The organism is Alloscardovia theropitheci (assembly GCF_004332295.1).
GTDB lineage: Bacteria > Actinomycetota > Actinomycetes > Actinomycetales > Bifidobacteriaceae > Alloscardovia > Alloscardovia theropitheci.
This window is the reverse complement of record NZ_RXLP01000002.1, coordinates 95,238-122,206: the sequence shown is the minus strand read 5'-3', so window position 1 is coordinate 122,206 and position 26,969 is coordinate 95,238. Positions and strand designations below refer to the sequence as shown.

Genomic DNA, 26,969 nt, shown 5'->3' with positions numbered 1-26,969 from the left:
TGAAGATGATGACTAAAAACGAGACGACTAAAAACGACACTGTTAGAAATGGTGCTGTTAGAAATGGCACGTCTAAAAAAGTAATGAACAAAAGAATGGGAATCATCCTCAAAAGTCTCCTCACGAGATGGGATGGATTAATTGCAAGCATCTTTTGTATGCTATGGATTGCGGTATCAATTATTTCGCTTGTATGGACACCGTATGCTTTGACTTTTACCGATGGCTACAACGTGTGGAGTGCTCCTTCTTCTTCGCATATTCTTGGTACGGATGGGGCCGGAGCGGATGTGTTTTCGTGGCTTATGGCTGGTTCTGCTACTGAGTTACTCATCGTGTGTGCAGTTGCTGTTATCACTGCGGTGTGTGGCGTATCAGGAGTTGCAGTGAGCGTTAGTAGGAATTCCGGCGTGCGAGGTATCTCAGTTGTTACTTTTGATGCTTTGATTTCTATACCAATTATTGTTATCGCATTGCTATGTGCAGCGCCTTGGGGAGCAAGTATCGTAGGCGTTATTATTGCTTGCTCTTTTGCATATAGTTTGAATCTTATGCGAGTCGTGCGCCCGAGTGCGATAACTGCTGTACGTTCGCCATATGTTACGTTTGCGCGTTATAAAGGTATATCGGAGTTCAAGATATTTTGGACACATATTCTTCCGCAGATTATTCCTTCTGTCATTATTAATGTATCGTTTGCATCCGCGACCGCTATTCTCGCGGAGTCTGGCTTAACTTATCTTGGTGTTGGTGTTCCATCGCATATAGCATCGTGGGGACGCTCATTATCAACTGCTGCTAACTTCGTTACTATTCATCCAAGTGTTGCTTTATGGCCAGGGGTAATTATTACAGTAGCGGTTATTATGATTAATCTGTTGGGTGATGCTCTACGTGAAAGCATTGATCCGCTTACTAATGCCGAATTGAGGCGTTCATGATTGATATTAAGAATTTAGTAATTTCTACTCCTAGCCAAGAGATTGTCCACGGAGTAGATCTGCATATAGATAAAGCAGAACGTGTCGGTCTTATAGGAGCATCGGGATCGGGGAAATCACTAATCGTTCAGGCGATATTAGGAATTCTACCGCCGAGCATGTCTGTACAAGGCGAGATTTTCGTTAATAGTCGAAATGTTCTCCAAATGAGTGATACTGAGCGTGCGAGCATGCGCGGGACAGTTATGTCTGCGGTATTCCAAAATCCTATGACCGCTCTTAATCCTATGGTTACTGTTGAGAAGAACATTGAATTACCGTTAAAGATGCATTACTCACTGTCGCGCGATGAGAGACATTCGCGTGTAGAAGAAGCTCTTACACATGTGGGGCTTGAACGAGAAATTATGTCACGCTACCCTTCACAAATTTCCGGTGGCCAAGCTCAACGTGTAGCTATCGCAGAAGCTTTGATTGGACATCCTCAAGTATTAATTGCGGATGAGCCAACGACAGCATTGGACTCTATCGTTCAGCAAGGCATTATTAATTTACTCGTGCAAAGAACTGAACATCAAGGTGCCGCTGTGCTCTTTACGAGTCACGACTTTTCAGTTATTTCGCGCGTAGCTCAGCGGTGCTATGTCATCAATAATGGCGAAATCGTTGAAGAGGGAGACCTAGAGAGCATTATTAACAGCCCACATCATGACTACACTGTGCAACTTATAGAAGCTGCCCGAGATATTGCTATCTCTGGAAACGATACCGTGGACTCGAGTAGAGGGGAATAATGTCATGGCACTTATTGAACTTCGAAATGTAAGAAAAGTTTTTCCTACTACGCAAACTCCTGCTCTGGATAATGTGAGTGTGACTGTACACGAGGGAGAGAGAGTTGCAGTAGTGGGGCAATCGGGCTCGGGAAAAACTACCTTGCTCAATATCGCATTAGGCTTCACCAGTGCGACTAGTGGAGCGGTACAAACAGCTGATCCGCATACTACAGGTTTGGTTTTTCAAAATCCCATAACCTCACTAGACCCTCGATGGAAAGTGTGCGATATTGTGCGTGAGGGCAAGTCTGGTTCCAGCTATGAAGAGGTGCGCGAAGCTCTAGAAAATGTGAGTTTAGACCCAGACGTTGTTATGGATAGGTACATCAGTGATATCTCTGGAGGACAAGCTCAGCGCGTGGCTATCGCGCGTGCCCTCATTAGCGAGCCTAAACTTCTTGTAGCGGATGAACCTGTTAGCGCTGTTGATGTATTAGGAAAGCAATATATTATTGACACTTTCCAGCATGCTCATGAAGAACGGGGCCTTGCGATGCTCATTGTTTTGCATGATTTAGGAGTTGCTCAAAAACTCAGCGATACCATTGTCGTCATGCATGAGGGGAAAATTGTAGAGCATGGGGATACTCAGCAAGTACTGACACATCCTGAGCATAGTTACACGAAGAAACTTATTGAAGCTGCTCGGTGGTAGCAATCAAATATTGGAATAACTGCTTCGACACGTGAAAAACAATTTATAAGTTTCTTAACGAGAGGATTAAACTATCGTGTTAAGAAATCTCATGTAGTATCGCATGAGATTGTTAATAACGAAGTGGTTGAGATGAAAAATAAAATACTTTGGGATAAGGTGGCTACGTACTTTATCATTACTTTTCTTGGATAATGTGCGTGTATTATGCTCATATATGGTTTTGCTGGTCTCGGTAGTATTAAGAATATTTTAGGGATAACAGCGATATCGGTTATTACATGTATTCTGCAAGCTCTGATTTATCAAACATACTTTATGATGGATGATGATTCAAAAGAAGAAACAGCGTTATCATCTCAAAAGTAAATAGAACTTACAAAACTTTCAAACATTTATGAGGTATTTTATTTAAGTATAAAATATCTATTCAAAAGAGTCTTTAGATTGGCTAAATTCCGTGTAAAACGGTGCCTTGATAATGCATTAACAATATGAAATTGTATGTATTTTTAAAATAAAAATTGTTTCTTTATGGTATGAGAAAGCATGTTATCGTTCACATTGCAAACGATAACATGTTTAGTTAGAAACTTGTCTTGATAAGGCGTAGAATTGAAACTTGTATTACAGCTGTTGTAGTACGACGGTATCTTGAAGGAGGCTTCAAGAGGAGGAAACAAGGTATGTTTCGTCCTCGCCATGTGACGCACGAGAGAAGTGCGGAGTATTAGTCGAATATCTGCGATGATATGAACAACTAATAACACGATACTGAGCAACATAAGTCGTTGCGAGGTTAAGTGCGTCCTGATGAGATACAAGAAAGATGGAGAAATAAATGAATAAAATTATCAAGTCAGGTGTTACAGCCTTGGCTACGACAGCAATGCTTACGGGCATGGCTTTCTTGATGCCAGCTGTCGCACACGCGGAAGATGGAGTCGCACCTGCTACACCAGCAGTAAAGAGCATTGAGTGCCCTGCAGCTCCAACCCTTACTGCTACAGGCTCTCTTCCACAGGGTGGGGAAGGGTTCGATTGGGTACGTGTAGCTGGTCGAGTATTTGCAGTTGCAAAGGCTGGTTATGCTTTCCCTGAAGGATCTGCACAATGTGCTGATTATCCTGCAGCTACGGAGCTTCCAAAGGAGCCAGAGCAGCCGACTCCTGCACCAGCATTGAAGGAAATTCCAGTACCAGCAGCTCCACAAGCTACTGAGAATGGAACATTGCCAGAACCAGGTGAAGGTTACACATGGCAGTATGTCCCTCAGACAGGTCAGGTCTATGCAATCTTGAAGCCAGGCTATAAGTTTGCTGGGACGGATGACACCATGGTTTCTGTGGGCATGATGAAGGAGATCGTTAAGACTCAAGAATCATCTCAGGATGAACACAAGTCAGATCCTGCACAGCCAGAAGCTGATAAAGACGCTCCAAAGGATGAGCCAGTTCCTGCTGATGCTACCGAAAAGGTAACTCTCTCTGTGGGTGAAGTAATGCCTGGAGATAAGGTTGAAGTAAGCCTTTCGGGGTTGGACTCTACTAAGCAGTACACTCTGTGGCTTCGCTCTACACCTGTTCGTCTTGTAGACTTCCACGCTGGTGGACGCGATACCTTCTCAGCAACTATTACTGTTCCAGCTAATACTGCAGCTGGTGTACATCACGTTGTATTGACAGAGCGTGGTTCTACTCAGCCATTAGCACAGGCTCAGCTTGTAGTTAAGGCTGCGAAGATGAATGCAGTTGCAGCTAAGAGCACCAAGAAGGCTGGCGACAAGCTTGCTCAGACTGGTTCTGATGTTGCTGCGATTGCAGGTCTAGCAATGTTTGCTATTTTGGGTGGTGCTGCTGTAGCTCTTAAGCTTCGTAAGCGTCACTAAGATAGCCCTCACGTTTAGTGTCTAATTATGAGACATTAAACAAAAATCTTTCTTCTCATAATCTCAATATCCGGCGGGTTCTTTTGGCTATAGATGCGAAAAGAACCCGTTTGCTTTTTGAAGCTACAGTTATACAAACGGTATGCAAAAGGCGAAGCCTGTACGCCTCGCCTTGAATTTAATTGATAGCAGTGCTGAAATGTGATAGGGCAGCACTACTGCACAGCTTTTTAGAGAATTGGGGAATTGCTTTTTGCCTTTGCCCACGTCTGAGCTGCATGATCCCAATTGACAATATTCCACCATGCCTTAACGTAATTTGCCTTAACGTTGACATAATCGAGGTAGAATGCGTGCTCCCACATGTCGAGCATGACGAGTGGAACGATATTTACTGGAACATTCGCCTGCTGATCGTAAAGTTGGAACGTAACAAGGCGGTCACCCAATGCATCCCATGCAAGTACAGCCCATCCAGATCCTTGAAGACCGAGTGCTGCAGCGGTGAACTGAGCTTGGAACTTTTCGAATGAACCAAACTGCTTAGTGATTTCTTCACCAAACTCGCCATCAGGGCGACCCTTGCCTTCTGGAGTGAGGTTATTCCAGAAGAAAGTATGGTTTATATGGCCACCGAGGTTGAATGCAAGATTCTTTTCCCACAAGTTGATTGCAGCAAAATCATTCTTATCGCGAGCTTCTTCAAGACGTTCAAGAGCAGCATTCGCACCTGCTACATAATTTGCATGATGCTTATCGTGGTGAAGTTCCATAATTTTGCCAGAAATATGAGGCTCAAGAGCGGCATAATCGTAAGGCAGCTCTGGAAGAGTATAAATAGCCATGGGTCATCCTTAATCTCGTGGACTTATTCGTTAAATCTATTTTCTCATATGACAAGCTTGTTCGCTGCCTAATGTGTGATATATCACGCTATTATGTGTAGTTCATGGTGAGCGATTACATACATCCGTAGTGAGTAGTCGCCGACAGAAGAAAACAGATGGTACTTTCCTATAACTTTAACCTAAAGAAAATCTCTGCCACTTCTCACAATATTACCGAGAAGAGAAGTGACAGAGAGGACTTTGAAACGTTATAGCTGTGTATTTTACAGCAGATCAATATCTAAATCTAATATCACAGGCTTTCGCGCATCAATTTCGAATGAAGAATGAACCGGAGAGCCCCACGAATCATCTCCACCTACACCTTGCTGTGCGCCTAAGAGTCGCAAGAAAGTATGGGTATGCGGTGGTAATTCTTCTTGATGCTGAACCTCGTCGAGCATGGCAGAGCTTACAGGCAAAGCACTAAATGCAAAAGCGTGTGATGGATTATTGCCATGAGCGCTTACTCGTATGCCATGTCCATGAGTATCGGTGAGCTCTATATAACGAGTACCTTCGTGATTTCCTGTTTCTTGTGGCATAAGATATGGCTGTACGTCATCGAAAATAGTCGTTTCCCATATTCCAAGTTTCGCACCATTCAAGCGGTCGTTATACGTCTCATGCGGGCCATATCCATAGAAACGTGTGTGTGTGTATGTAGCTGGAAGCATCCATTCCAAGCCGAAAGCCAGCGGATTACTAGGCTCTTTATCGCTGCCAGGATATGTTGCGGTCAGATGTATACGTGCCGAGGAATCAACTTCCCAACGTACCGTTACATGAGTTTTGCTCGGGTTTGCCAATTCAAACGTGTAAGTCCCTGTAAGAGTTGAATCATTTCGATTAATGTCGAAATTCTGATCAATCATGCGTACGAATCGACCGGCGGCAAGCCACTGAGCGCGAGTAAAGCCGGCTTGATATCCACGATCATTATCAGTGAGCGCGCGCCATGTAGTGAGCTGTGGGCGACGAATAATCATATCGTCGCTTTGTGTCAGACGTTTGAAACTTACTGGTCCGCCGTGCTGACGCGAGAGGAGGACTTCGGCATCGTGCGTGCGTAGGCCTAGGTTCCAGTAGTCGTCAACGATTGTTGCTTTCGCCGATGCTGAGCTCAAGCTCTTTGTACTTGTGGTTGTTTCTACAGGAACAATCAGCTGACCCCAACTTAATTCGAATCCTTTAAGTGCCCATGCATTGGAATCGCGTAATGTTTGTGACAGCTCGTAGACTAGCTCGACAGGTTCTTCATGTGCGAAATTGTTAAGCGATGGCCAGTCAACTTTTACTTCAGAACGATTCTGCGCTGGAATATCAAAACGATACTCTTTATGCCACTTTTCTTCACCGTTGATGAGCACTCTCGCGACGAAAATGTAGTCAGATGTAGAAGTAAAGAGATTATCATTGGCGATAATAGCACCTGATAGAGTTGGTTGAATCTTCACGTTGGCGTACAAAGCCTTGACTTCGCTGGCTTTCGCTGTAACAGTACGATCTGCAAAAACTATGCCATTTCCGCTAAATTCATAATCAGATGGTCGGTCATACCAGTCACCACCATAGGTCAAGCGAGTAGAACCATCTGCAAGCTGTTGTTCGAGGGCCTGATCGCTGTAATCCCAAATGAATCCGCCTTGATACAGTGGATACTTTTCCAAATCAGTGTAGGACTTCATATCACCAACAGAATTGCCCATTGCGTGCATGTACTCGCATGAGATATATGGTTTAAGAGGTTCGCCGAGCTCGGAAGTACCAAGGAGATATTTCTCGATATCATCAGCGTGAGCGTACATACGGGACTCTATATCCGTGACAAAATCATTTTCACGAAGCCATGTTGTTCCTTCATAGTGAACCGGGCGAGTGTCGACTTCATGGAAATATTCGGACATTTTAGTGAAGACGTCTCCGCCATACGATTCGTTACCTAACGACCAGATGAGCACACTCGCATGATTGCGATCTCTCATAAACATGGACTGAGCGCGGTCGATGACAGGGTTGAGCCACTCCATTTTTGAGCCCGGAACTGCGCGTTCGGCAGTGACCTTTCCAAATGCGTCAGTCCATGATCCATGTGTTTCGAGATTGGTTTCATCAATGAGATAAATTCCGTACTCATCGCACAACTCATACCAACGAGTCTGGTTTGGATAGTGGCTTGTACGTACTGCATTAATATTGTGTTGCTTGAGGAATTTAATATCCCACAGCATGTGCTCTTCACGTAGCGCTCGGCCACAATCGGATGCGAATTCATGACGGTTAACGCCTTTGAAAACAATGCGCTTACCGTTTAGTTTCATCACATGATCGTGTGGGTCAATTTCGAAATGGCGGAATCCAATTTTTTGTTCAGCGATTTCGACGATATTATGCGAAGAATCTAATAAAGTAACTCGCATAATATAAAGATAAGGGTCTTCTGCGCTCCATGGATGTGCAGAGTTGATATCGTGATGTATCTTTACTGTATCGCTCTCACTTACACTGTATGAATGTGAAACAACGAGATTTTCCGCATTATCAAAGACGTCTAAGCGGGCTGAAATTGCATCCTCACAGTGACGAATGATATGAATATTTCCATCAAGGATGCCAATTTCAGTGAGTGAATCAAAATCAGCGTGTATGTTTATATGCTCTACGTGTGCTGCTGTAATGATATCCATATGCACACTACGGAACAAGCCATGCAAGCGCCAATAATCTTGATCTTCTAACCAATGAGCAGTAGTAAATTCATAGCATGCTACAACGAGGGTATTTGTGCCATCTTCAAGGGCGTTTGTAATATCAAATTCACTCGGAGTAAAAGAATCCTCAGCATAACCAATAAACTGCCCATTAAGCCATACGTAAATTGCTATCGCAGCACCATCAAATGTAAGATGAATACGCTCACTTGAGTTCTCAAGTGCTTGCAATTCTCTACTTGTGAGTTCAAAATCACGTGCATAAATTCCGACGTGATTATTCTGTGGGATTTCGGGAGCGGTAATTCCTTCGTGACCGTCCCAAGGATACTGTTGATTGACATACTGTGGCTTGAGTAATCCATCTAATTGAAGATGTCCTGGAACTCGAACTTTGTGAATGTCTCCGCCTAATTCTTCTAGTGCTTCTTGTGCGCGTTTAGCAGATGCATGGTCGATTCGCTTAAGAAATTCATCATTATGAATTGTCAGGCTTGCCTTCCACGCTCCGTGTGAATCATCGAGACTATGTCGTAAAGGTAGTCCAGAAGGATCATAAATATGATGATCGCTATGAGCTTCTATGCGGTTTACTGCGCACACTGATGGGTCTGTAATCCATGTTGGGTCTGGGGTTTTAGATGCAAGAATATGCGGGGTAGTGAGTGCCATCTTTGTTTCTCCTTATGTACTCCTCATTGAGAGATATTTTCACAGTACTACATGTGATGTGAAAGTGTTAATTAGTAAGGTTTAGTAAATGTCTAAATTTATAGTATCAATGTCTTATGCATCTATATAAAAAACTTGTAAGATTTCTGTTCAAATTTCGTTCGCTCAAGTATGTAAAAACCCCTTGCGCTCACGCTCACTCATACGTTCGGTATCTCACCTATAATAATGAATGTCAAACACATGAATTCTCGTTAAGGAAAGCTCATTTGTGTGATATATCAGATTGTTGGATATATCACGGTTATATGGGTAGAAATATTGCGAGATTACAGTAAAGGATGGGATAATGACTGAACCTACACAGGACGTCATGCCAGAAAGCTTTAGCCTTGATCATACTGCCGTAAAGGCTCCATACGTTCGTCTTATTGATACACAAAGTGGTCCACATGGCGACGTTATTTCCAATTATGATGTGCGTCTCGTTCAGCCAAACGAAAATGCTATTCCTACTGGTGGTCTGCATACTATTGAGCACACAATTGCTGTTACTTTGCGCAGGCGCATTCCTGGTTATATCGATTGCTCTCCATTTGGTTGCCGCACCGGTTTCCATCTTTTAGCATGGGGTGAGCATTCTACTGAGGATATCGCTCGTGCTGTAAAAGAATCTTTGGAATTTATTGCTTTTGAAGCCCAATGGGAAGATGTTCCTGCCACAACTATCGAAACTTGTGGCAATTACAAGGATCATTCGCTTTTTACAGCAAAAGAATGGTGCAAGCTCATTTTGAGCCAAGGCATTAGCTCAGATGCATTTGAACGTAAGGTTGTCGAGTAAGAAACCTCAGTAGAGATATTAAGATATTAAGATATTACGTAAAGATATAAAACGTAATATCACGTGGTGTGTTACTCGCGTTCAGGGGGATCGAGTAACACACCTAAAAAACAAAGCGATAACATTAATAAAAATAAGTTATTTAAGATACAAGTTATTCGAGACGATACATAATGACTCTTACTGCTGTAGACCTTCCACAATTATCCGATGCTGGACAGTCCCTCTATGAGGACGCGCTAAAGCACTATCCTGCGCAAGCGCTTGTGCGATTAGATACTCTTGCTTCAAACATGTCACATATGGTTCATATGACAGCTCAGCGTGCGATGGAAGCAGGTGTGAAGGCTCCAGAAGTTATGGGTGTTGTTAAGGCGGATGCGTACGGCCACGGTTTAGTACCGACAGCACTTGCAGCGCTTGCGGGGGGAGCTACATGGTTAGGAACTGCACAAGCTCGCGAAGCATTGAATCTTCGGCATGCTGGTATTACTCCTGAACGAGCCCATATCCTTGCATGGATGTTTTCTGCAGCCATGTCTCCCTTTGACGAATTGATTCATGAAGATATCGACATAGCTGTAGGCTCACTACGAGATATTGAACGTGTGGCTCTTGCCGCGCACATGGAGCATAAGCGCGCTCGCGTCCATGTACAGTTGGAAACAGGATTTGGACGCAACGGTTTTACACGTGACGATCTTCCATGTGCTATCGAGAAATTAGTTGCTGCACATGAAAATGGTCTTATCGATGTCATTGGTGTGATGAGCCATTTGGCCGTTGCTGATGCACCGAACAGCGAAGAAGCAGTGGATGTGACGAATATGCAAATTGCAAACTTCAATACCATGGTTGAAACTATGCAATCAGCAGGAATTCATCCTGAGGTCCGTCATCTTGCAAATACTGCAGCTACACTGACACGTCCAGAAATTTATTATGATCTTGTGCGTCCGGGAATTGGACTGTACGGATATGAACCGGATACTGCTATGGGCACTCCTGGCGACTACGGTATAACTCCAGCTATGACTTTGCAAGCTCAGCTTGGGACGATTAAGGATTTGCCGGCAGGACATGGCATTTCGTACGGACGTACATATATCACCGAACACGATACAAGTACAGCAGATATGCCTGTGGGGTATGCTGACGGTATTCATCGTAGTGCATCAGGTTTTAACCCATTAGGATCGCAGCGAATCTCACACATGGGCGGACCAGTAAAAGTACGGTTAGGGGATGGAAATTCGAAAATTGTACATATCTCTGGACGTGTCTGCATGGATCAATCGGTTCTCGATCTTCATGGAAATGCCGAGGAGATGGGCATTCACGAAGGTGATACTGTCCTGCTCTTCGGTCCGGGTCGAGGAGCAGTATTTGGAGAGCCTACTGCTGATGATTGGGCGAGAAGCGCTGACACTATCAGCTACGAGATTTTCACTTGCTTGAGAAACCGTATCCCTCGACTCTATTTGGGAGCTCACGAAGTACTCAGCGAGAGTGATATATCCCTTATCGAAAACGTTATACCAGGGAGAGTTCTTTCGTAATGAACACTGAGGCAGGATACACCGACTATGATCAGGAACGCTGGGCAGTAGAAGATTCAAAATCTCGAAATCGCACAGCTTTCGAACGTGACCGAGCACGTGTGGTGCATTCATCTGCCTTGAGACGACTTGGCGCCAAGACACAAGTTCTTGTCGCCGGAACGGATGACTTTGCGCGCACACGTCTTACTCACACGCTGGAAGTAGCACAAATTGGACGTCAAATTGCAGAAATCTTCGGCTGTAATCCTGATGTAGTCGATTGTGCCTGCCTGTCACATGATTTAGGACATCCGCCCTTTGGACATAATGGTGAAACAATCTTGATGAATCTTTCGCGCGAAATCGGAGGATTCGAGGGAAATGCTCAAACCTTTAGACTGCTCACACGGCTTGAGCCAAAAGTTTTTCATCCAAATGGACAGTCGGCTGGAATTAATTTGACTCGTGCTGCACTTGATGCAGCCACAAAATATCCATGGACGCATGAGCAAGGTCTCCATCATCCAGACGGTTCAAAAGGAAATAAATTCTGCGTATACGAGGACGATCTTCCTGTCTTTGAATGGCTAAAGCGCGATAATCATGCCGCCCAATATGCTAAACCTATGGAAGCGCAAATCATGGATTTAGCAGACGATATTGCGTATTCAGTGCATGATTATGAAGACGCTATTGTGGGAATGGCAATTACTGCCGAAGATATTCATGAAGCGGATGTTATTGATGCAATCGTTGAGAGTATCCAACGGTGGTACGGGCCTCAATGGGATGCTGATAAACTTATCGCAGCTTATAAGCGCATGAATTCATCAGGCTTGCTTCCTACCGCATTCAATTCATCCCGACGAGATTTAGCCATGCTTAAGAATGTGACCTCAGGATTAATCGGTCGTTTTGCGGGATCGGTTGAAAGCGTAACACGAGACGTATATGGCAAGGGAGCTCTGACACGATATAGCGCAAATGTTGTTGTTCCTGAAGAAATCTCATATGAAATTACATATCTTAAAGGCATATCGGTATTTTCGGTACAAGAGCCACGCGAGCACGAATCGTTCCGTCATCAGCAGACGAAAATAATTGAAGATCTGATAAATGTATTGATGAGCAGTGGCTCGCATCCAAGTGATCTGCTTGAACCTGTTTTTTGGGACGATTGGATGGAAGCAAGCAATGATGGCGAAAGATTGAGAGTCGCGGTTGATCAAGTTGCAAGTCTTACTGATAATTCGGCTATGAGTTTGCATGCTATTGTCTGCGAGTAAAGTTAACTCAACGAAAAAATCGCTATACATGAGTGTCACGCGCGCTCTTATGCGAGGTCTCAAGCTAGCAGAAAAATGGCATGTATAGACATGTGTGTGCTGTATTCTAGATATACATTTCTAGTTGGGCAAGCGCGGGATTGTAAAGTGAGGGGAAATGCCAGGACGCATTATTAAGGAAGATATCGAGAAGGTTCGAGAAGCAGCAGATCTTTACGATATCGTTTCATCAACCGTCACTTTACAAACTGCTGGAACGAATTCGTATAAGGGATTATGCCCGTTTCACGATGAGAAAACGCCAAGTTTTAATGTCAATACAGTAAATAACCATTGGAAATGCTTCGGTTGTGGTCTTGGTGGCGACGTTTTTGAATTTGTGCAACGTGCAGAAGGAATCGAGTTCCCTGAAGCTGTCCAGTATCTTGCTGACCGTTATCATATTGAATTACATTATGACCAGTCGTCACATATGGCAGAACAACAGCATCGTGGAACCACGCGCTCGCGCTTATTAGAGGCAAATGCAGCCGCTCAAAAATTCTTTATGAGCCAGCTTATGACGAAGGAAGCACTCCCTGCTCGCCAGTTATTAGGTGGTCGTAACTTTACACAGGTCGATTGTGAGCGTTTTGGCTGTGGGTACGCTCCACGTGGGTGGGATGAACTGTCGAGGCATTTGGCATCGCATGGGTTTACTCAGCAAGAGATGATTGATGCGGGACTTGCGCGTCCAAATCAGCGTGGGGGAGTCTACGATTATTTTCGAGGTCGTGCCACGTGGCCGATACGCGATACTACAGGGCAAGTTATTGGATTCGGTGCTCGAAAGCTCTACGATGACGATACTAATCCTGGAAAATATATTAATACGGCTGATACGGCTCTTTACCATAAGAATCGCGTGTTATATGGCATCGATTTAGCTAAAAATACGATTGCAGAAAAACGGCAAGTAGTTGTTGTAGAAGGCTACACTGATGTGATGGCTTGCCATTTAGCTGGAGTGACGAATGCTGTAGCAACATGTGGGACGGCATTTGGTATGGAGCATGCCAAACTAATTCGCCGTCTTATTTCTGACTCTTCTATGGGGGCTCTCAAACTTGTAGGCCCAACTCAAGGTTCAGGAGTTGTTTTTACTTTCGATGGAGATGCTGCTGGACAGAAAGCCGCTTTGCGTGCCTTCCAATTGGATAATGCCTTCTTGTCTCAAACTTTCGTCGCGATTGCAAAGGATAATCTGGATCCATGCGATTTGCGAATTAAATACGGAAACGATGCTATTATTCAGCTCGTTGATTCCAAACAACCGCTGGTTGATTGGGTTATTCATACGGCAATTACCCGATTTGATACTCAATATACCGCGGGACGAGTGGGAGCGATGAAAGCGGTTGCGCCTATTATTGCTCAAATTCGCGATCGTTCACTTCTTGGTGAATATTCGCGTAACGCGGCACGTGAAATTGGTATTGATATCGACACTATGCGTGCAGAAGTTTCGGCAGCACGGCGCTCACTTCGAGTTCGCGATGAAGATGCGTATTCGTATTCTCGCACTGTCGGGAACTCTGGTGCGCAAAATTCACCTGATTTTACTACTTCGCAAGATCGTAAGGCTCTTGAACGGTATAATGTGCAAAATCAAAAGTATTATCGTGTTGATGATACAGTTTTTGCTACTGAACAGCAGATGATGGCAATGCTTGTACAAATGCCATGGGCTCTCGATTCGCGAATTTTTGATCGTATGACCGAATCAACATTTGCGATACCTGTATTTCGAGATCTTTTCCGAGCAATTGTTGTCGCGGGAGGATTGCCAGGTCAAGATATAACTGCCGGATTGTGGATGCATAATTTATCAAAAGCTGCCGGTGATATGCTCAAGCCCGTAATAGATGATTTGGCAGTTATGCAATTGCCAATCCCTGAAGAAGAGAGTTCGATTAGTTCTTCTCGCGCATCTCAAGCGGCTGCAGTTCAGGGTGCACCAGAGCCAAGTCCAGCACAAATTCAGTACGCGACACAAGTATCTGAAAGACTTATTGACGTCGATATTATGCGTGGAATAGCACAGCTACGTCTTCGCATGAATCGAGTAAGTAACGAGGGCGAAAAGCTTGATATTCTCAAACGTATTACAGATTTGGAGAAGCTACGAGCTGACGGCATTCGGCTCAATTAGTACCAAGTAAGTCTCAGAAGTTGCTCATGCATATAAAGAAGGTCTCTTATAAACTCATCGCGGGCTTTTGGGGCTAGATGGCGAGAAATGAATAATTTAAGCGGTTAATCCGACGATAATATGCGCCATCGGAAGTAATACGAGCAAGAACAAAATATTCATTCCTGTGTAAATAGCAAGATACTTACCCTTCTTATGAGGGAATCGAGAAACGATACTGCGGTAAGAGACCAAGGAAGCCATAGATGCAATCAGAGTGCCTAAGCCACCTAAATTCGTTCCAATAATGAGCTCAGTCCATGAATTCGAGAATCCGGCAAGAAGCAGGGTAGCAGGCATATTGGAAATAAATTGAGATGTTAGTACAGAAATATCAAGTGGATCAAATTGCACAAAATGTGCAGCGAGCGAATAAAACTCTGGTACGCGTTTCATATTTCCAATAAAGATGAAGAACATAGCAAAGGTAAGAGGAAGACCCCAGTCAATATTTCTGAAAACGCGAGAATCGGTGAAAATCATCGTAACTACGACAATAGTCATCATAAGCCACAATGGAATGATGTCTCCAACTCCGAGAAGGCAGATAACGAAGAGAGCCAAGTAGACCCATGTGCGCCAACCACCATAACCAGCACCATAACCCATAATGCGAATTTCGTCAGGTTGAGCCTTATCAGGAGAAGGAGCAAGTACCGACTTTTCAAGATCAGAACTTGAAGTGACCTCTTTCATGGATTTACCGTCGAAAGCAATCCAAATAGTAATGATGAGAAGAATTGCAGAAGCTATGGTATAAGGAGCCATGATTGCCATCATGTCAAGCGTTGGCATTTGGATAAGGGCTTTGAGATAGAGATTATGAGCATTTCCGATAGGGGTGAGCATAGCGCCGAGATTTGCCCCAAGAGTCATGAGCGTGACAACTAGCGGAGCCCATTCATCTTTTCCAGCCATAATAAGCACAGAAATCGCAAATGGAACAAAAGTAACGAGAGCGACATCGTTTGTTACGAGCATCCCCGAGAAGAATGTGAGAGAGACAAGTACCAGAATGACCATGCGTGACGTGGACGCTTTTTGCAATAGTTTTGATGCGATGATGCGAAAAACGCCGATACGTTGAAAAGCTGCTACTACAAGCATGAGTGACACAAGCTGTGTGAGCGTATTCCAGTGGACATATTCCGCATACTGAGCATCAGGTCGCACTATAAAGCACGAAACGATTGCCAGAAGTGTAGCGACGATAAGAACTACTTCTTTCTTCGCCCATTCAATTAGCCATTGGCCCATGAAATCTCCTTTATCCTTAGATATTCTACTGTATGTGCGGAATTCGCGCGCGGAAGTAAGCGTTTTCTTTTATTCCGTGGTAAATTTTCTATTAGTTTTGCTAGGATGTAGAGAAAATCAGTGATGATTTGTGAAGCAAAACATGTACACACATCCTGTTGGTGATAGGGGTGAATAATGAGGAGAATTTGTATGACCTAAACTATCGCAACCATAAAAATTGTATGGATTTATAAAACAATATAACTATAAAAAAGATATTTTTTCTTTCGTATAGACATGCTTAATGGAGAGCGTGAGATAGATTAAATACACGTATCATTTGTGTTACTTGAATGATATAGTCGTATTTACATGCGAGAGAAGAGTTGTAAGGAGTTATCATGGCCTCTGCGTTATCTTTGCAGAATCTAACAAAAATTTACGGTAAGAAGGTTGCTGTTAATGGAATCTCTTTGGATATTCCAGCTGGCTCATTCTATGGACTAGTTGGTCCTAATGGTGCTGGTAAAACCACAACTTTACAGATGTGCACTGGAATGTTACTTCCTACGAATGGTTCTGTATCTCTTTTTGATGACGATGTGTGGGCTAACTTAGATAGTGCGCGTGCACGCATGGGAGTAATGCCGCAAGCGGACGAGATCTTTGATCGACTGACCGGTCAGCAACTTTTGGTTTATGCCGGTTTATTGCGTGGTATGGATAAAACCGAAGTAACTCGACGTGCTCAGGATTTGCTTAATGCTTTCGATCTTACAGAAGCTGCGAAGAAACTCGTTTCGGATTATTCAACAGGTATGAAGAAAAAGATATGCCTTGCAAGTGCGATGATTCATTCTCCTCGAATTCTCTTTCTTGACGAGCCTTTTGAAGCAGTTGATCCGGTTTCCTCCGCTAATTTGAAAGATATCTTGAAGGAATACGTTTCAACTGGTGGAACTGTTGTTATCTCATCACATGTGATGAGTTTAGTCGAAAAAATGTGCTCTCATGTAGCAGTCATAGCCAATGGAAATGTTCGCGCTGCAGGCACATTAGAAGAAGTAGCTGCAGGAAGTGATTTGGAAAATCGGTTCCTTGATCTCGTGGGCGGTCGTCATGATGCTGCACGTCTTGATTGGCTCCAGGGTGGTGACAACGAGTGAAAAATACGTTACAAACTTTTTCTGCAGGACGATTAAATGTTCGTGAAATCTGGTCTATCGTAAAATTAAGGTGGGCGTTAACGATTTCTACGATAAATAAGTCCGCTTTTCAAGCAATTCTTTTCGTTCTCGGATGTATATGGAGCGTCGCACTTGTCGTAGGAGTATGGGTAGGTAGTTTTTTCCTAGCGAGAGGCATCGAGCCAACTGACAGTGAATTGTCACAGATAACGTCGGTAATCGCTGGTATCTGGACACTAGGTGTGGTTTTCGTTGTGCTTGGTCAGCTTGTTGCCTTTGGGCAAGGCGGTGTGAGTGCTCGTCAGCTCTATCGAAGTGGAGTACCTCGTGCCAATATCCGCTGGTCGTTAATTGTTTCTCAGATGCTCACACCAAGTGGCGTTGCTATTTATCTCTCCTTGCTGGCTGTTCTTGGATTCCTTAGTCAACGATTTGTCAATGGGATTTTTGCGGGCATAGGGATATGGATTATCTGTGCGATATGCGCTGCACTCACTATATTTTTTGCAGCAGCGCTCTCTCAAACGATAGCTACGCTTGCAATGGTAATAATTCGTAATAAATCTGCTCGTAATGCAGTAACAGTTGTTTTTGTGTTCGCAATCATCATATTGTCTCAATCGAGTAGCTTTATTGGTGGTTATATGGGAAGTCAAGTTGGGGATAGGATTGATAATCCAGGAGCTAACTCTGTTCAAACCATGAATTTTGGGTGGTTTGGGACAGTCGGAGTATTTCTATCATGGCTACCAATAGCAAATATGGTTGCGTTACCATTTAAACTAGTGGTTGCCAACTCAATGAGTGCTCTTTTCGTTGTGATTTCCATTGTAGTTTTTGCAGCTACAGTGGCGCTACTCATGTGGTGCTTTGATTGGGCAATGCATCGCGATATCGTAGCGGGTCCAAATATAGAAGAGACATCAACCGCCAAACCGCGCGGATTGGGAATCTTTAATAGTGCATCTGTACGTAGTCCGTTCAGTGCGATTATTGCGCGAATGGCTACAAGCTGGGTAAGAGATGTGCGTTATTCAATGTCTCTTATCCTGCCAGTGCTCTTTGTTGCAATTTTCGCTTTCCAAGGATTTACCACAGGGGATATGCATGTGATGATTGCCGCGGTTCCGCTCAGCGGTTACTTTATGTGTTTGATGGGTCTTAATATGCTGGCATACGATGGTACGGCGTTTATTATGCATACCTATTCAGGAGTTAAAGGACGTGTTGATTGGTTTGCGCGTAGCACTTTCCAATTATTCGTCGCCCTTGTTATGCAAATCCTTGTCAACGTGATAGTACTTGCTGTGCCAGGAGTAGTGCCGCAGATGGATATTTTCTGGGCTCTGACGGTTTTGTCGGTATGCTTTATCCTTGGTGGCATCGGACTAACTCCTGTATTGTCCTCACTCTTGCTGTATCCGGTGCCTTCGGCTGATCAACCAATCAGAAGTCCTCAGGGGCGTACCGGTGTGCAGATGTTCGTTCCTCTTATACAGATGATTAGTATATTTGTACTTTTTATCCCAGGAGCTCTAACCGTGTGGATATGTATGGCTACGGGGAATTCAGTTCGCATGGTGATAACTACTGCTTTAATTGTGCAGCTTATTGTGTCGGTGCTGTACTTTATCGGTGGAAATATGCTAGGCGGCTACATTCTCGATAAACGACGACTCAAGATTCACACAACTCTGCGCGAATTTGCTCAATTAATGCGTTAGAAAATGATTGAGGTACTGATGGAAGTGACATGCTTGCCATCAGTGCCTTTTTGTATGAGTACAATAAGAAATTAAATAACGTGGCTGTGCAAGAACAGGAGTCTATGTATGTCTGATAATAAAGGATATGCTCCCGAATTAATTGAACTACACAAGCAGTTACTTGAGCACGTATATGTTCAAGGCTTACAAAGCATTTATGATCGAGTAGAAAAGAAATTCAATAAAGATGCGCATAAGCGCGCCCAACAAGCTAAAGGTGATATTAATTCTGATAAGAAACAGATGGATTCAGCAATCGTGGGTGAGTCTTCTCAGGCTATACGCGACTCTATTGATAAGCATGTTACCCAGTATGATTCCATCGGAGAAAAATAGATGGAAAAAATATTTAAATTTGTAAAAAACCATCGAATTGGTTTTATCGCTGTTCTTATCGGAATTGCTGTTTTAGGAGTAGGTGTTATGGTTGCTACACAGCCTATGCGCGATCAAGCGTATATGAATGAGATTGTTACGGGTTCGCAAGGACGAGAACTTATTGAAGCTCGTCTTCGTCATACGGACAAGAATGCCTTGACTTCTTCAGGGAAAATTAAATCGTATAAAATTCTTGAAGATACGATAAAGCACGATCCTATGGGTGGAATTTTTGTGCGAATTGAGTTTAATAATGATCCTGACAATAATGTCACTATGCATTTTTCGAAAGATAATTCGAAAGGCGAACTCATGGTATATGAACAAAGTCTTTCCGCTAAAGCTTATAAAATGTATCAAGAACTTGGTGCTTATACAGGCAAATAAGATGCGGTTTGGATGGAAAACGATTGGGGAAGGCGCATTGAATAGGTTCAAAGCTGTCATAAAGAGACATCGAGTCGGATTTATTGCTGGAATTATCGTTATCATTTTATTAGGAGTAGGTGTTATGGTTGCTACACAGCCTATGCGCGATCAAGCGTATATGAATGAGATTGTTACAGGTCCTCAGGGACGTGAGTTAATTGAAGCACGTTTGCATAGAGCAGATAAGAAAGCCTTGACTCCTTCTGGGAGAATAAAATCATATGAGATAAAAACGGATACAATAAGGCATAATCCTATGGGAGGAATATCTGCTGACATTATTCTTAACAACAACTCAGATTTACGGATAACGTTAAATTTTAATCGTGATAACTCAGCAAGAACTCTTCGTGTGTATGAATTTGATTTTTCGGATCAAGCATACAGCTTATATAAAGAATTAGGTGTAATAAAGGACATAAAATCGGATGAGTAATTCGTATACAGAAGAAGATCGTAAAGAAATCGCGAATATTGAGTATCAAGATTATACAAATAGTGATGCTCGCAATCACCATAACGTAACTTTTGGGGAGAAGAATACTACTTTAGGTACTCTCGATAAGGTAGTTAATGACGAAAAAACGGGCTTAAAAATGTATGTCGTTAAGTCTGATGACCAGCATTATACGGTGTTATATCGTGGTTCTGAGGCGCCACCAAAACATGGATCGTGGGTTGATTGGGTTGATAACGATATACCTATGGCACAGCGTATCATGTCAGGTCAGAAAGGTGTTACTCCACAAATCTCCCAAGCAGCTGATGAGTTGCAAAAGCTGATGAAAGAGCATCCTGATGCGAGTTTCGATGTTTACGGACATTCATTGGGATCGATGTGCGCTCAGTATGCTGCAGCAAAAGTGACCAACCCAAGTCGTATCAATGGCGTTTATGCGTATGAAGGACCAAATATTTATCCAACATTGACTAAAGACGAGAAGCACAACGTGTTGCGTCTTCGTGGGAAAATACATAATTATGTTGATCCTAAGGATGCAGTGCCGCTTGGATATTCAAGTCGTTTGGGCATGGTTGGACGAATGCATAAGGTTAATTCAAAATGGGCGTCTCCTATTGACCAGCACATGTGGGGTGGCTATCAGTGGCAAGATGATGGAGGGCTTGCTGAAACGAAACCTAACCTCAATGAAATGAAGGCAGCATTTTCTTATTACCGCTCTCAACATCCGAAGTTTTCGAAGTCGGCGAGTGGAAAATTAATTCTTGATTATGTTCAAGCACAGTATCTTTCAGATGCTTTGGTTGCTGATGCTAGTTCAGCAGAGACAGATATCGAGAATTTGAGAAATAGGGAACTCAATGATTTAGAGCAGCAGCTTTCTCAAGCGATAGCTACAATAAAGTCAAATCTTTATACTCTCTCATCCGATGAAATCGATGCGGTCATATCTGCTCACGGGTTAACCATTTCGAAGCTAAAGGAAAAGTTGCAATCGACTAGTCAGACGGCTATCGATAAGGCTTCGAGTATTTCTGGGGATTTTGAAGAGCTCAGAGAGACGATTAATACCGGGATGAATAAGGCAATGGAGACCGACTCTAAACTTGCTTCTGGTATGGATGAATTTATGGATAGTTACGATTTGATGATGTTAATGCCTCCCTTGAATTAACTGAATTTGACACAGTGTGAATAGTTTGGTGGCTCCAGTTTATGAAAACTTGAGCCACCAAACTATGTAAAGAGTACACGCGATAGAGATGATATTGGCAGACTAAACGAGCTTGGATTTTATCACCATCAAGTCGCAGTCAACTTCGCCTAATCCTTCTAGATTATGTTCCTCGCCAGGAACCATACGCACGATATCGCCGACAGTTATAGTTCGCGAATTATCATGAGTAGAAAAGCGCACTGTACCCGAAATTGGAACGACAACAACAGTAAAATCTACGCTATGCCACCCCGAACTCTTATCGCGCGCAATATGCAAATGTGTTACCGTTTGCGAATCAGATTCGTATAAGTTTTCAAATAAATCAACGGGAGAACTAGAATAAATACGCATGTTTCCTCCTCCTTGCGCTTATGCTTCATAGCAGATAAGCATTAGCTAGAGTGCCCACGACAGGAGTCGAACCTGCGACACGGAGATTAGAAGTCACCTGCTCTATCCGCTGAGCTACGCGGGCATAAAATTCATTGTATCGCAAGCTAGGACGATAATCTAGATGGTTGCGTTTTTCAAGGTGTGTTCTTTATAAGAAGAGACATGAAGAGATCTGAAAAGAAAGTCTTTCGAGACACCTATCAATTCCGCCCATAACGGTAAAATCAGGTCTATAAAGGCATATTCCATTCGTCGAATTAAGGACACGATATGACTGACACCACGCCTGAAGTTGCAGTAATTATGGGATCGAGTAGTGACTGGGAAACAATGAGTCACGCCTGCGAAATTCTAGATCGCTTCCATGTGCCTTATATGAAGCAAGTGATTTCCGCTCATCGTACCCCAGAGCTCATGGCTGATTTTGCGCATACTGCTCGTGAAAAAGGTATTAAAGTTATCATTGCTGGCGCTGGTGGTGCTGCTCATCTACCTGGCATGACAGCAGCACAGACGACGCTTCCTGTAATTGGAGTTCCTGTTAAGTCGCGCGCATTAAGCGGTGTAGATTCGCTTCTTTCTATCGTGCAAATGCCAGGAGGAATTCCAGTGGCAACCACAGCGATTGGTAATTCTGGCGCTACAAATGCTGGACTTCTTGCGGTAAGTATTTTGTCGACTTCTCATCCTGAACTTGCGCAGGCACTTGACGATTATCGTGCAGAACTTAAAGAGATGGTGGAGGAATCAAATGCCAAGCTTAACTAGTAATTCCACTAGTGTTAACCATTCTGAGCTCACTCGTCTATCACGTGGAGCAACAATTGGCATTATTGGTGGTGGTCAGCTTGGGCAAATGATGGCATTATCCGCTCGATATATGGGTTTCCACACTGTCGTCTTAGATCCAACTGAGGAATGTCCAGCAGCTGGTGCGTGTGATGAGCAGATAGTTGCCGATTATGATGATAAAGAAGCTATTGCCGCCATTGCGAAGCGCAGCGATGTCTTAACATATGAATTCGAAAACGTAGATGCGGATGCTTTAGACTCTGTATCAGACTGCGTACGAATTCCTCAGGGAACTGAGTTACTTCGTGTTACTCAAAACCGAATTGCGGAAAAAACATTTATCAATAACCATGGTGGTATGACAGCTCAATGGGCAGAAGTTACATCTGCAGATTCACTTCGCGAAGCTGTTCAAGAAATTGGCCTTCCTGCCGTATTGAAGACGGCGGAGGGCGGCTATGATGGTCACGGTCAAAAAGTACTGCGTAATGATGACGATGTAGAAGAAGCTATTAAGCTATGGAGTACAAGCGATGATGGAACAGGCTTCCCGCAGTCCATCTTAGAGAAGATGATTGGTTTTGCCTATGAAGCTTCTATTCTTGTATCAGGAAATGGTCTACAGTTTGTTACTTTCCCGGTTGTTAAGAATCATCACGTGCATAATATTTTGCATACCACGGTAGCTCCGGCGTTTGGAGCAGAACCTTCAGATGTTGATAGGCTTGTAGAACAGCGTGCTCAACAGATGGCTCTTGATCTTGCAGCCGGTTTCAATTTGGCTGGAACTTTGGCTTTAGAGTTGTTTGTTATGGATAATGGTGAGGTGCTCGTCAACGAATTGGCTCCACGTCCGCACAATTCTGGTCACTATACGATAGAAGCATGTGACTACGATCAGTTTGATTTGCATATTCGAGGTATCGCTGGCTGGGATATGCCACAGCCACAGCTCTTGAGTCCAGCTGTCATGATTAATGTACTCGGACAACATCTTGATCAGGTGATGGAATATTCTGCTCAGCATGCACACTGGCATGTGCATGATTACGGAAAAGCAGTTTCAAAATTCAACCGTAAGATGGGGCACGTAACAGTTCTCGGGTATGATACGGATACACTACTTCGAGAATTCGAGGAAACTGGCATCTGGCAGTAACTTAAATTACGAATATTGATAGGTGCTTGCCTTTCTTGTCCAAAGAGGACTACGCATGGGAAGGCAAGCACTTTTTCTTACCTAGCGAAGGGGATATTCCATGGGACTGTGCAAGTGGGCGAATTCTGGAAATGAATTGATGCTACGATATCATGATGAAGAGTGGGGAACTCCATGTCACGATAATCGGATGCTTTTTGAATTATTATCCTTAGAAGTAATGCAAAGCGGTTTGAGCTGGCAAACGGTTTTGAATAAGCGTAAGGCTCTCAAGGAAGCGTTCTGCGATTTTGACTATGCGCAAGTTTCTTCCATGAACCCACTGTCACCGGATTTGCTTGAGAATTCAGCGATTATTCGTAATAAGCGCAAGATAGCAGCGATTATTCACAACGCTCGGGTAGTGTACGATATGCAACAACGTGGTATTTCGTTCGACGACTACTTATGGAAATTTGTGGATTTTAAGCCAATTGATCATCGGATAAAATCGTCAGATGAACTCCCAGCCACGGATGAGCTCGCGGTTAACATTAGCAAAAGTATGAAGTCTGACGGTTTTTCGTTCGTCGGCCCAGTGGTTGTATATTCTTTTCTAGAGGGAACAGGTGTAGTGAATGATCATGAAGTGAATTGCTTTAGATACCTCGAAATTATGGGATTGCTTAATTGCAAGTAAGATTTTCGTATCAGTGGATACAGTTGTACTCTAAGGGCTACTACGTGGAGATGTAAGAGAATATACTTATCATGTTCAATAAAGGTGCATGGAGGCAATGCTCGCGCTTCAACGTTGATAGGTCATGACATGAATATGGGATGAATCTGGACAAACATGTGCAGATAAAATATGTAAAACAACAGTAGAACGAATATAGATAGAGGTATGGGATTATGCTTGAACGAGCACGATCCCATACCTCTTATGAATTGAAACTATTACTGCTTAATTATGCGAGTGCTTTATTTCCGATATCATGGCGATAGAACATTCCAGTTGTATCAGTATTATCCAAGATATCGTAAATAATTTGTCGAGCCTCTTGAAGAGTATCAGCTGTGGTTTGCACAAGCAAGACGCGGCCGGATGAAGCAATCAGTCCATCTTCGGCATCGTTTTCTGTCACACCTGCATAATACACATGCGTCCCATGAGAATCAGCAGTAGCGCTGCAGTCGAAGTTATGAATAGCAGCACCAGTTTTTGTATTATCTGGATATCCATCACTTGCAACGACAACTCCTAGAGTGGTACGCTCATTATCCCACTCAAATACTGGCTCAGATCCATCGAGAATCGCCTCAATGCCAGCACCTAAATCGCTTGTAAGCTTAGGCAAAACTACTTCAGTCTCAGGGTCTCCAAAGCGAGCATTAAATTCAATAACCTTTGGCCCATCAGCTGTCGCAATCAAACCAGCATAGAGGATTCCGTTAAATGGAGTTCCTTCATCGACCATGCCAGCAGTGACAGGGCGTACGATAGTTTCGATTGCTTCATCGACAACCGTTTGAGGAATCTGAGGGACAGGGGAGTAAGCTCCCATGCCACCCGTATTAGGTCCCTCATCATTGTCATAAGCACGTTTGTGATCTTGGGAAATAGGCATTGTCCAAAACTCGTCGCCACGTACAAAACTCATTAAAGAAAACTCTTGGCCTTCAAGGAATTCTTCAATGACAACGCTTGATCCAGCGGAACCAAAACGATTATCCACAAAGATATCCGCCAAAGCCTGTACAGCGGTCTCCTCGTCCATTGCTACAGTAACGCCCTTGCCTGCGGCTAAACCATCAGCTTTAATAACAATTGGTGCACCTTGCTCGCGTACATAAGCAACAGAATCCTCATAGTTATCAAAGCTTGCATAAGCAGCAGTTGGAACGTTTAAACGAGCCATTAGTTCCTTAGCAAAAGTTTTTGAGCCTTCTATCTGAGCTGCAGCACGTGTAGGACCGAATGCTCGAATGCCAGCAACTTCAAAATCGTCAACCATACCTTCAATAAGAGGATTTTCTGGACCGACAAAGACCCAATTAATTCCCTTATCTTGAGCAAAATCAATAAGAGCGCTGTGATTTGAAACGCTCAAGTCGACAGTAATAATACCGTCATCCTTCATGCCTGGATTTCCAGGGGCACAATATACTTCGTCAACGCTTTGTCCACGAAGTAGCGCGTGAGCGATGGCATGTTCGCGGCCGCCTGAACCGATAACTAAAACTCGTGTCATGATTTTTCCTATGTTTTCTCAAATCTCACAAATATGAATAAAACGTCGATGTAAGTGGCCTAATCGTGAAGCTCTACGCGCTCGCCATTATCCTTGACAATGCGACCAACTGTGTAATGCTTCTCACCGTTCTCGTCAAGGATGCGCTCAACCTCAGCGACATTTTCAGGGGATACCATCAGAACCATGCCGATACCCATGTTGAAAATGTTATACATTTCCTTGTGGTCGACATGACCATACTTCTCCAGAACTTGGAAGATAGGCGGTACATCCCAAGACGTGATATCGAAGGAAGCGGCCAAACCTTCAGGAATGATGCGTGGAACCTTTTCTACAAAAGCACCACCGGTAATATGTGCTATACCATTAAGGATCTGCTTGTTGCCCTTGCCCTTGGTAAACAATGGCTTAAGAGCTTGTGCATAGATACGAGTTGGTGCAAGAAGTACGTCACCGAGTTTTTGACCGTCAAGCTCTTCAAGTTCGGAATCAACGGTGAGACCACCATCCTTGAAAAGAGCCTTACGAACAAGAGAAAAACCGTTAGAATGTACGCCTGATGATGGCAGGCCAATCATGATGTCACCCTCACGAATTGCAGATCCATCGATGATTGTGCTCTTTTCCACAACGCCTACAGTAAAACCGGCGAGATCATACTCATCTTCATCATACATATCAGGCATCTCCGCAGTCTCGCCGCCGACCAAAGCAGCCCTCGCTTGGACGCATCCATCAGTAACACCTTTAACTACCTGCTCGAGGAGAATAGGGTCATTCTTACCGCAAGCGATGTAATCGAGGAAGAAGAGTGGCTCAGCGCCCTGTGCCAAGATGTCATTGACACACATCGCTACGCAGTCGATGCCGATAGAGTCATGCTTATTTGCTGCTTTTGCGACAAGAAGTTTAGTGCCTACACCATCAGTGCCGGAGACAAGAACTGGTTCATCATATCCAAGGATGGACAAATCAAAGAGTCCACCAAAACCACCAATTCCACCGGCTCCTGGGCGAGCAGTACGTGCTACATGCTGCTGGATACGACGTACTACTTCGTAACCTGCTTCTACGCTAACGCCAGCATTTTCGTATGCAGATGGCATGTTATTCTCCTTCTTTCAGTGTTTGGTTAGGATCATTGAGAGTCATTTCAATTTCTTCAGTAGATTCTAAAGTTTCTATTTTTTCAGTATGAGAGGAATATTGTGTATAT

General features: G+C 43.6%; 23 protein-coding genes and 1 tRNA gene. 17 read left to right on the top strand and 7 right to left on the bottom strand.

Annotated elements, in window-relative coordinates; genetic code table 11:
• Positions 1-8 precede the first annotated feature (8 nt).
• The 4 genes from EJ419_RS00885 to EJ419_RS00870 all read left to right on the top strand — a co-directional run bounded on the left by EJ419_RS00885 (position 9) and on the right by EJ419_RS00870 (position 4,320).
• Positions 9-941, top strand: coding sequence for an ABC transporter permease (locus tag EJ419_RS00885; protein ID WP_338068209.1), 933 nt, complete (start codon positions 9-11; stop codon positions 939-941).
• On the top strand, positions 938-1,735 hold the full coding sequence (locus tag EJ419_RS00880; RefSeq protein WP_131283036.1) for an ATP-binding cassette domain-containing protein: 798 nt from the start codon (positions 938-940) through the stop codon (positions 1,733-1,735). Before EJ419_RS00885 ends, EJ419_RS00880 begins: the two co-directional genes overlap by 4 nt.
• 4 nt (positions 1,736-1,739) lie before the next feature.
• Complete coding sequence (locus EJ419_RS00875) at positions 1,740-2,432, top strand: ABC transporter ATP-binding protein (RefSeq protein WP_131283035.1); 693 nt, start codon at positions 1,740-1,742, stop codon at positions 2,430-2,432.
• A gap of 841 nt (positions 2,433-3,273) precedes the next feature.
• The gene (locus EJ419_RS00870) at positions 3,274-4,320 is read left to right on the top strand and encodes an LPXTG cell wall anchor domain-containing protein (RefSeq protein ID WP_131283034.1); all 1,047 of its coding nucleotides are present in this window, start codon (positions 3,274-3,276) and stop codon (positions 4,318-4,320) included.
• 230 nt (positions 4,321-4,550) lie between these two features.
• Here the strand turns inward: EJ419_RS00870 and EJ419_RS00865 are convergent, their stop codons facing one another.
• On the bottom strand, positions 4,551-5,165 hold the full coding sequence (locus EJ419_RS00865; RefSeq protein WP_131283033.1) for a superoxide dismutase: 615 nt from the start codon (positions 5,163-5,165) through the stop codon (positions 4,551-4,553).
• Positions 5,166-5,431: 266 nt separating this feature from the next.
• Positions 5,432-8,590, bottom strand: coding sequence for a beta-galactosidase, LacZ type (lacZ, locus tag EJ419_RS00860; RefSeq protein WP_131283032.1), 3,159 nt, complete (start codon positions 8,588-8,590; stop codon positions 5,432-5,434).
• A gap of 349 nt (positions 8,591-8,939) precedes the next feature.
• On the opposite strand from lacZ, the gene EJ419_RS00855 reads away from it, so the two are divergent.
• From EJ419_RS00855 to dnaG, 4 genes are all read left to right on the top strand, one after another.
• Entirely contained in the window at positions 8,940-9,434 is a 495-nt protein-coding gene (locus EJ419_RS00855) for an S-ribosylhomocysteine lyase (RefSeq protein ID WP_131283031.1), read from the top strand.
• Between the two features lie 173 nt (positions 9,435-9,607).
• Positions 9,608-10,993, top strand: a complete 1,386-nt coding sequence (alr, locus tag EJ419_RS00850) for an alanine racemase (RefSeq protein ID WP_131283030.1) — start codon at positions 9,608-9,610, stop codon at positions 10,991-10,993.
• Complete coding sequence (locus EJ419_RS00845; RefSeq protein WP_131283029.1) at positions 10,993-12,261, top strand: deoxyguanosinetriphosphate triphosphohydrolase; 1,269 nt, start codon at positions 10,993-10,995, stop codon at positions 12,259-12,261. Before alr ends, EJ419_RS00845 begins: the two co-directional genes overlap by 1 nt.
• A gap of 157 nt (positions 12,262-12,418) precedes the next feature.
• On the top strand, positions 12,419-14,452 hold the full coding sequence (gene dnaG / locus EJ419_RS00840) for a DNA primase (protein ID WP_131283028.1): 2,034 nt from the start codon (positions 12,419-12,421) through the stop codon (positions 14,450-14,452).
• Between the two features lie 96 nt (positions 14,453-14,548).
• Here dnaG and EJ419_RS00835 read toward each other — a convergent pair whose 3' ends face one another.
• The gene (locus tag EJ419_RS00835; protein WP_131283027.1) at positions 14,549-15,748 is read right to left on the bottom strand and encodes an SLC13 family permease; all 1,200 of its coding nucleotides are present in this window, start codon (positions 15,746-15,748) and stop codon (positions 14,549-14,551) included.
• Positions 15,749-16,131: 383 nt separating this feature from the next.
• On the opposite strand from EJ419_RS00835, the gene EJ419_RS00830 reads away from it, so the two are divergent.
• The 6 genes from EJ419_RS00830 to EJ419_RS00805 all read left to right on the top strand — a co-directional run bounded on the left by EJ419_RS00830 (position 16,132) and on the right by EJ419_RS00805 (position 21,127).
• Entirely contained in the window at positions 16,132-16,896 is a 765-nt protein-coding gene (locus EJ419_RS00830) for an ABC transporter ATP-binding protein (RefSeq protein ID WP_131283026.1), read from the top strand.
• Entirely contained in the window at positions 16,893-18,641 is a 1,749-nt protein-coding gene (locus EJ419_RS00825; protein ID WP_131283025.1) for a hypothetical protein, read from the top strand. Before EJ419_RS00830 ends, EJ419_RS00825 begins: the two co-directional genes overlap by 4 nt.
• 108 nt (positions 18,642-18,749) lie before the next feature.
• Positions 18,750-19,019, top strand: coding sequence for a hypothetical protein (locus EJ419_RS00820; RefSeq protein ID WP_131283024.1), 270 nt, complete (start codon positions 18,750-18,752; stop codon positions 19,017-19,019).
• Complete coding sequence (locus EJ419_RS00815) at positions 19,020-19,448, top strand: DUF1310 family protein (RefSeq protein ID WP_131283023.1); 429 nt, start codon at positions 19,020-19,022, stop codon at positions 19,446-19,448.
• The gene (locus EJ419_RS00810; RefSeq protein WP_338068208.1) at positions 19,330-19,926 is read left to right on the top strand and encodes a DUF1310 family protein; all 597 of its coding nucleotides are present in this window, start codon (positions 19,330-19,332) and stop codon (positions 19,924-19,926) included. Before EJ419_RS00815 ends, EJ419_RS00810 begins: the two co-directional genes overlap by 119 nt.
• Positions 19,919-21,127, top strand: a complete 1,209-nt coding sequence (locus EJ419_RS00805; protein WP_131283021.1) for an Mbeg1-like protein — start codon at positions 19,919-19,921, stop codon at positions 21,125-21,127. Before EJ419_RS00810 ends, EJ419_RS00805 begins: the two co-directional genes overlap by 8 nt.
• A 102-nt stretch (positions 21,128-21,229) precedes the next feature.
• Here EJ419_RS00805 and EJ419_RS00800 read toward each other — a convergent pair whose 3' ends face one another.
• The gene (locus EJ419_RS00800; protein ID WP_131283020.1) at positions 21,230-21,523 is read right to left on the bottom strand and encodes a cupin domain-containing protein; all 294 of its coding nucleotides are present in this window, start codon (positions 21,521-21,523) and stop codon (positions 21,230-21,232) included.
• 51 nt (positions 21,524-21,574) lie between these two features.
• Positions 21,575-21,647 (bottom strand) — tRNA-Arg (locus EJ419_RS00795).
• Positions 21,648-21,835: 188 nt separating this feature from the next.
• Here EJ419_RS00795 and purE point away from each other — a divergent pair.
• The 3 genes from purE (at position 21,836) to EJ419_RS00780 (ending at position 24,195) form a co-directional block, all read left to right on the top strand.
• Positions 21,836-22,333 carry a 5-(carboxyamino)imidazole ribonucleotide mutase gene (purE, locus tag EJ419_RS00790; RefSeq protein ID WP_131283019.1) on the top strand — a complete coding sequence of 166 codons (498 nt, stop codon included), beginning with the start codon at positions 21,836-21,838 and terminating at the stop codon, positions 22,331-22,333.
• Positions 22,317-23,516 (top strand): 5-(carboxyamino)imidazole ribonucleotide synthase, encoded by a 1,200-nt coding sequence (gene purK / locus EJ419_RS00785; protein ID WP_131283018.1) that lies wholly within the window; start codon positions 22,317-22,319, stop codon positions 23,514-23,516. Before purE ends, purK begins: the two co-directional genes overlap by 17 nt.
• Positions 23,517-23,616: 100 nt before the next feature.
• The gene (locus EJ419_RS00780) at positions 23,617-24,195 is read left to right on the top strand and encodes a DNA-3-methyladenine glycosylase I (RefSeq protein ID WP_131283017.1); all 579 of its coding nucleotides are present in this window, start codon (positions 23,617-23,619) and stop codon (positions 24,193-24,195) included.
• 271 nt (positions 24,196-24,466) lie between these two features.
• Here EJ419_RS00780 and purD read toward each other — a convergent pair whose 3' ends face one another.
• Together purD and purM are read right to left on the bottom strand one after the other, a co-directional pair.
• Positions 24,467-25,750, bottom strand: coding sequence for a phosphoribosylamine--glycine ligase (gene purD, locus EJ419_RS00775; protein ID WP_420836903.1), 1,284 nt, complete (start codon positions 25,748-25,750; stop codon positions 24,467-24,469).
• A 59-nt stretch (positions 25,751-25,809) separates the two neighbouring features.
• On the bottom strand, positions 25,810-26,859 hold the full coding sequence (gene purM / locus EJ419_RS00770; RefSeq protein ID WP_131283015.1) for a phosphoribosylformylglycinamidine cyclo-ligase: 1,050 nt from the start codon (positions 26,857-26,859) through the stop codon (positions 25,810-25,812).
• Positions 26,860-26,969 lie beyond the last annotated feature (110 nt).